The organism is Flavobacterium sp., from assembly GCF_040379285.1.
In the GTDB taxonomy this organism is placed as follows: Bacteria; Bacteroidota; Bacteroidia; order Flavobacteriales; family Flavobacteriaceae; genus Flavobacterium.
This window is the reverse complement of record NZ_JBEILJ010000092.1, coordinates 1-4,656: the sequence shown is the minus strand read 5'-3', so window position 1 is coordinate 4,656 and position 4,656 is coordinate 1. Positions and strand designations below refer to the sequence as shown.

The 4,656-nt window shown below is 42.0% G+C and carries 4 protein-coding genes and 3 pseudogenes; 1 reads left to right on the top strand and 6 read right to left on the bottom strand.

The window, feature by feature from the left end; translation table 11 throughout:
* From ABWO12_RS12115 to ABWO12_RS12100, 4 genes and pseudogenes are all read right to left on the bottom strand, one after another.
* A pseudogene (locus ABWO12_RS12115) lies at window positions 1–165 on the bottom strand (IS1182 family transposase); the annotation flags it as partial.
* Window positions 146–1,123, bottom strand: a pseudogene (locus ABWO12_RS12110) (sugar porter family MFS transporter). The pseudogenes ABWO12_RS12110 and ABWO12_RS12115, both read right to left, overlap by 20 nt.
* The gene (locus tag ABWO12_RS12105) at window positions 1,075–1,905 is read right to left on the bottom strand and encodes a sugar phosphate isomerase/epimerase family protein (RefSeq protein WP_353089271.1); all 831 of its coding nucleotides are present in this window, start codon (window positions 1,903–1,905) and stop codon (window positions 1,075–1,077) included. The pseudogene ABWO12_RS12110 and the gene ABWO12_RS12105 overlap by 49 nt, the downstream one beginning before the upstream one ends.
* 1 nt (window position 1,906) lies before the next feature.
* On the bottom strand, window positions 1,907–2,734 hold the full coding sequence (locus tag ABWO12_RS12100) for a phytanoyl-CoA dioxygenase family protein (protein WP_353089269.1): 828 nt from the start codon (window positions 2,732–2,734) through the stop codon (window positions 1,907–1,909).
* A 157-nt stretch (window positions 2,735–2,891) separates the two neighbouring features.
* Here ABWO12_RS12100 and ABWO12_RS12095 point away from each other — a divergent pair, with 157 nt between their 5' ends.
* Window positions 2,892–3,737 (top strand): AraC family transcriptional regulator, encoded by an 846-nt coding sequence (locus ABWO12_RS12095; protein WP_353089268.1) that lies wholly within the window; start codon window positions 2,892–2,894, stop codon window positions 3,735–3,737.
* 5 nt (window positions 3,738–3,742) lie between these two features.
* On the opposite strand, the gene ABWO12_RS12090 is transcribed toward ABWO12_RS12095, so the two are convergent.
* Both ABWO12_RS12090 and ABWO12_RS12085 read right to left on the bottom strand, forming a co-directional pair.
* A complete protein-coding gene (locus tag ABWO12_RS12090) occupies window positions 3,743–4,069 on the bottom strand; it encodes a hypothetical protein (RefSeq protein WP_353089267.1) in 327 nt (108 codons plus the stop codon).
* Between the two features lie 307 nt (window positions 4,070–4,376).
* Window positions 4,377–4,656: pseudogene (locus tag ABWO12_RS12085) on the bottom strand (M61 family metallopeptidase); the annotation flags it as partial.

Here is a 4,656-nt window from a genome sequence, read left to right as displayed (position 1 = left end):
TTGGTTGCCTCCATCTTTTATACATTCGTATTGTTGTAATTCTTTGTTGAAAACAAAACCTTCTCGCTCGGGTTTGTATTGTCCGAAATTTGGAATGTAGGCATTGATATTTTTTTGGTGTAAATATGCTAAGGCTTCGCCACCGCTATAACCGCCATCGGCTAAATAGTAAGGTGACAACTCCCAAAGTACTCGTTTCCAAAAGAGAAGCATCTGTTGCACTCCCTAAACTTTTAAATATTTCTGGGGCATAATATAAAATGGCATTGATACCCGTGAGTTGCTGCAATAGGGAGAGCCCAATGCCAACGCCCAAAGCTCTTTTATACTCAGGTTTAAACAAACTTTTCCACGCTTGTGATTGCGCTACTTATAGGGACTTTTGAATGTCTTCTTGCTCTTTTTGTACGTCTTTATCACCGTTGAGGGTTTGTAAAACGATGATAGCTTGAGCTGTTTTGCCTTGTATAAACAACCAACGCGGACTCTCGGGAATAAAAAAGATAACATTAAAAAACAACACTGAGGGGATCAATTCAGAACCAAACATCTAACGCCAACCTTGGGCGAGGTTCCAATGTGTATCGCCTTGTAGCGCAATGCCATAGTTTACAAAATAAACCAAGACAATTCCAAACACGATAGCCAATTGGTAATTGCCTACTAAGGCGCCTCGTCGTTGGGCTGGTGCAATTTCAGCGATATACATGGGCACCACCATAGAAGCCAGTCCTACGCCAATGCCACCCACGATTCTAAAAAATACAAATACAGCAAACGTATCAGGAACAGCGGTGCCTATTGAGTTGATTATAAATAAAATAGCGGCCAGGACCATTGTTTTTTTTCGGCCCCACGTTGTACTGCAAAAATCAGAGATTAAAGCCCCCAACAAACACCCTAGCAAGGCACTTGAAATAGCCCAGCCGATCACTATGGGGGTGAGGTTAAAATACCGTGTCAAATCATCAATGGCGCCCGAAATTACAGCAGTATTGTAGCCAAAGATTTTAGTCCCCCTTATGCCGCACTTAGGGTGATAAAAAGAATTGGTGTAGTTGTCGACTTCATGCGCTACAGATGTTGTTGTAAAAACTGTTTCATTTCTAAGTTGATATCCCATTGACTGGCTAATGGTTTTTGGGTGAATGGCGCCGAGGGCATATAGGGATAGGGCCCAAATTCGGGGGTGATGGTTAACATTGTTGCCTTTCGATTTTGAAAGTAGGCCGCTATTGCTTTCCACCAATTCAAATACAAATTTCGATAGGACTCCCACTCGGGTGCAAAAGGATAGTTGACTTGAGGACCTTGCTCAAATCCAATACGTGCATGAATATGCTTGACAAAAGGTGTAAGTCGGTCAAGAAGAGGTTGCTGGTCATGAAGCATACTTTCGGAGACAACACAGAAATGGGAATAGTCGGCAACCAAACCCAATGTGGGAAAAACGTCCAAGTAATCCAAAACCGTTTTAAGATGAAACGAAAAACGACCGCGATGAATTTCATGCCAAATGGGAATCCCTGTTTGATTGGCAATTTGTTGTACCGTTTCAATAAGTTGGCAATTTTCAGCGAAACTGAAGTAATCCTTGCCCGTATGCGAATTGATCGCATGGGGCTTTAATGAGGCCAACGCGTTCAATCGATCAATCAACCGCTCCCTGTAATCGACAATTCCCTTATCGGAAGGCGATACCACATTTTGGGCAATTACGATAAAATCTGGATGTGTCATGGAACGAATAGTGTCACAGGTCTTTTGAAAATCTGCAATAAATTGTTCGTTATGGGGAAAATTAATCTCAACACCATCGTAACCCTGAGCGATTACGCGCTCTAAAAACTCAGAAGCCGATAATTGTTCACATCCCCAATAGGGACATAGATAACGAATTTCCATGTTAATGCTTATAAATTACAGGATTCAACGGGGTATCAATTACGGCCCCTACTTGGGCTCCAGGGCACCAAGTTTCCAAGTCTTTACTTTGATTTCGGTTCTCGGGGTTTTTCAGCACCATTTCGTGATCCATATAAATGATAGTCATCACTTTGCGCATTTCGGCTGTGGTATTGGCACCAGCGCGGTGAAAGACCCATCCCGAATGAAAACTCACTTCCCCCAAATCGAAAGGCTCGATTACATGTTCAAAATCAGTTACCCTTAGTTTTCGCTCTAGGAAAGCCTCACTTTCATCGCTAATGGCGATCTCCCGCCCTTCCACGAGTTTATGACTCCCCGCACTAAACTCCAAGGGTCCCATTTCCAAAGGGGTAGCTTGTAAAGGAATCCAAGCCGTTACCGTTTTATCGGATGCCAAAGGCCAATAGTATTGATCGGCATGCCAGGGCGTAATACCCCCTCCCCCCTCTTTAAATAAGGCTTGGTCGTGGTACAATCGCACCCCTGTAACCTGCATCAAATCGGAAGCAATTTTGGCCAACCGTTTACTCATCACCAGCGTTTTGATGGCCTCATTTTCCCTCCACAAATTGAACAATTGAAGAAAGGCTTTGCCATAAGTGGTGCGGTCTTCAAGCGCTGTAAGCTCGGTAGTCATGGAGGCGACTTGGGCGGCAATTTCACGATTGAAAAAGGCAATGGTTTCTGCGTTTAGCACCGCTTTGAGTTTGATAAACCGATGGGTTTCATAAAATTCAAGCTGTGCAGCGGTAAGAGCCATTGGAGTGTCTAAAAAGGCACTAATGCTTTCTGGAACGGGATGCATAGGTTTATTTTTTTATTGACAAAATGGGAATACAATTCTTCTAACAAGAACAAAAATAATTTGATGCAGTCATTTTCTTTTTTCGTAAAAAATCAAAAACCGACACTATATTGAATAAAAGAGCTATTTTTAAGGTAAATTTTATTCAATTTAGACCATGAAACCCGTTTTTGAAAACATCCCGCACGATAAAGGCGCCTCGAGTTTTCATGCCTATCGCATTGTGGTTCCTTTTTTTGAATTCAAATGGCATTTTCATCCCGAGTATGAACTGACGTATATTGTGAAAGGATCGGGATATCGGTTGGTGGGAAATACGTATGAAGACTTCCAAGCGGGTGATTTGGTTTTATTGGGGCGCAATGTGCCGCATACATGGTCGGGAAAGTCGCTTGAGGGAGGGTTCGTTGAGGCGGTAGTCATTCAATTTGGAAAAGAACCCATGCAGTCGTTATTGGCTTCACAAGAAGGAGTAGCTTTACACAACCTGTTGAATGAAGCCGTACATGGGGTTCGGTTTCCTGTTCGAGAAGCCTGGATAAAACAGCTCAACCATTTATTAGCCTTGGAAGGAATGCGTCGTATGCTACATGGATTGACACTTTTGGAAGAACTCGCCCAAGCCCCCTATGAGCGAATCAGTCCAAATCCAATTCAGCACTCCTTTTCACACCAACAAGAACTGCGAATCAATACTATTTGTCGTTATATTATGAGTCATTTTAGCGATCCTTTGACGGTAGAAAAGGTGGCCACGGTGAGCGGAATGAGTACGAGTAACTTTTGTAAGTTTTTTAAAAAAGCGACAGGAAAAACTTTTTCTGACTATGTCAATGAAATTCGAATTCAAGAAGCCTGCATCTTGCTCAGAGAAACGGAACGAAAAGTTAGTACTATAGCCAGCGACTGTGGATTTGAAACCTTGAGTTATTTCAATCGGGTATTTTTGGCAAAGAAAAAATGCCGTCCAATAGCGTATCGGAAATACTTTTTGGGACGATGAGACACTTAGTCGGAGAGCGGGTGCTGATGAAGATAGCGAAACATCGTGATGTGATCATTGGTTACTTCAATGTATATCCAAATTTCTTTAAAAGGCTTCCCCGATAGAAACAATCGTTCCTTATCAATCACTCCTTTGCTATGAAAAATGCGGTTTACCACTTCACACGAAAAATCGGTTTGCGCAAATCGGTGGGCAAGAGCGGCTACCAAAGCGGTTCGATTTTCAACGAAAAGATGCCCCTCCTCATCGTAACCTCGAACGAATTCGGAAAAGGCACTTTCAAAAACAGGAATGTCAGTTTCGGGCTTGGCGAAGGTGGCGATTTTCACCACAAATGTTGATGCGGAGAACCAAACTTTGATTAACTACAAATGTGTCTGCTTAGCACTGAACCGCCACTTTTGCTAAACCCGTGTTTCCTGCTGCCGTTCTGTCTGTCCGACTATATGTTGTTAAAAGGTGCGTACTTACCTGAATGCTTAAGTTAAACCCTTCCTGCATAGAACCTACTTTGGCAAATGCATGGTCGGTATCTTCTAAAACAATTGCTTTAGAATGCTTGACGTTTTTTGTAGTAGTGCAGCTAATCATTGTTGTACTTACTTACTTGAACATACAATTATTTTACTGGTAGCACTATTTTTTTAACCAAGCGTTCTTTAGCGTTTCTTTAGTGAGATCTGTTGCTTGATAGCCTTCAATATTCTTATAATAAAGCCCTACCTTACCGGTTAATAGCTGTTCTGTTCCGTCTCGTATTATCGTTACGGTAATAGCGTCTCCATCTTTCCACTCTTTACTTTTTATTGACAATTCAGAAATAGTAGTAGTGTCGTAATTTATTCCATTAAATGCTTTTATAATATCACCAGGTCTCAAATCCAATGCTTTCATGAACGCAGTTGTTTTACTGTTA

What these genes read in the sequence shown, in the direction of transcription:
- ABWO12_RS12105 (WP_353089271.1), bottom strand. Translation starts at nt 1,905, where the DNA reads ATGGAAATTCGTTATCTATGTCCCTATTGGGGATGTGAACAATTATCG.
- ABWO12_RS12100 (WP_353089269.1), bottom strand. Translation starts at nt 2,734, where the DNA reads ATGCATCCCGTTCCAGAAAGCATTAGTGCCTTTTTAGACACTCCAATG.
- ABWO12_RS12095 (WP_353089268.1), top strand. Translation starts at nt 2,892, where the DNA reads ATGAAACCCGTTTTTGAAAACATCCCGCACGATAAAGGCGCCTCGAGT.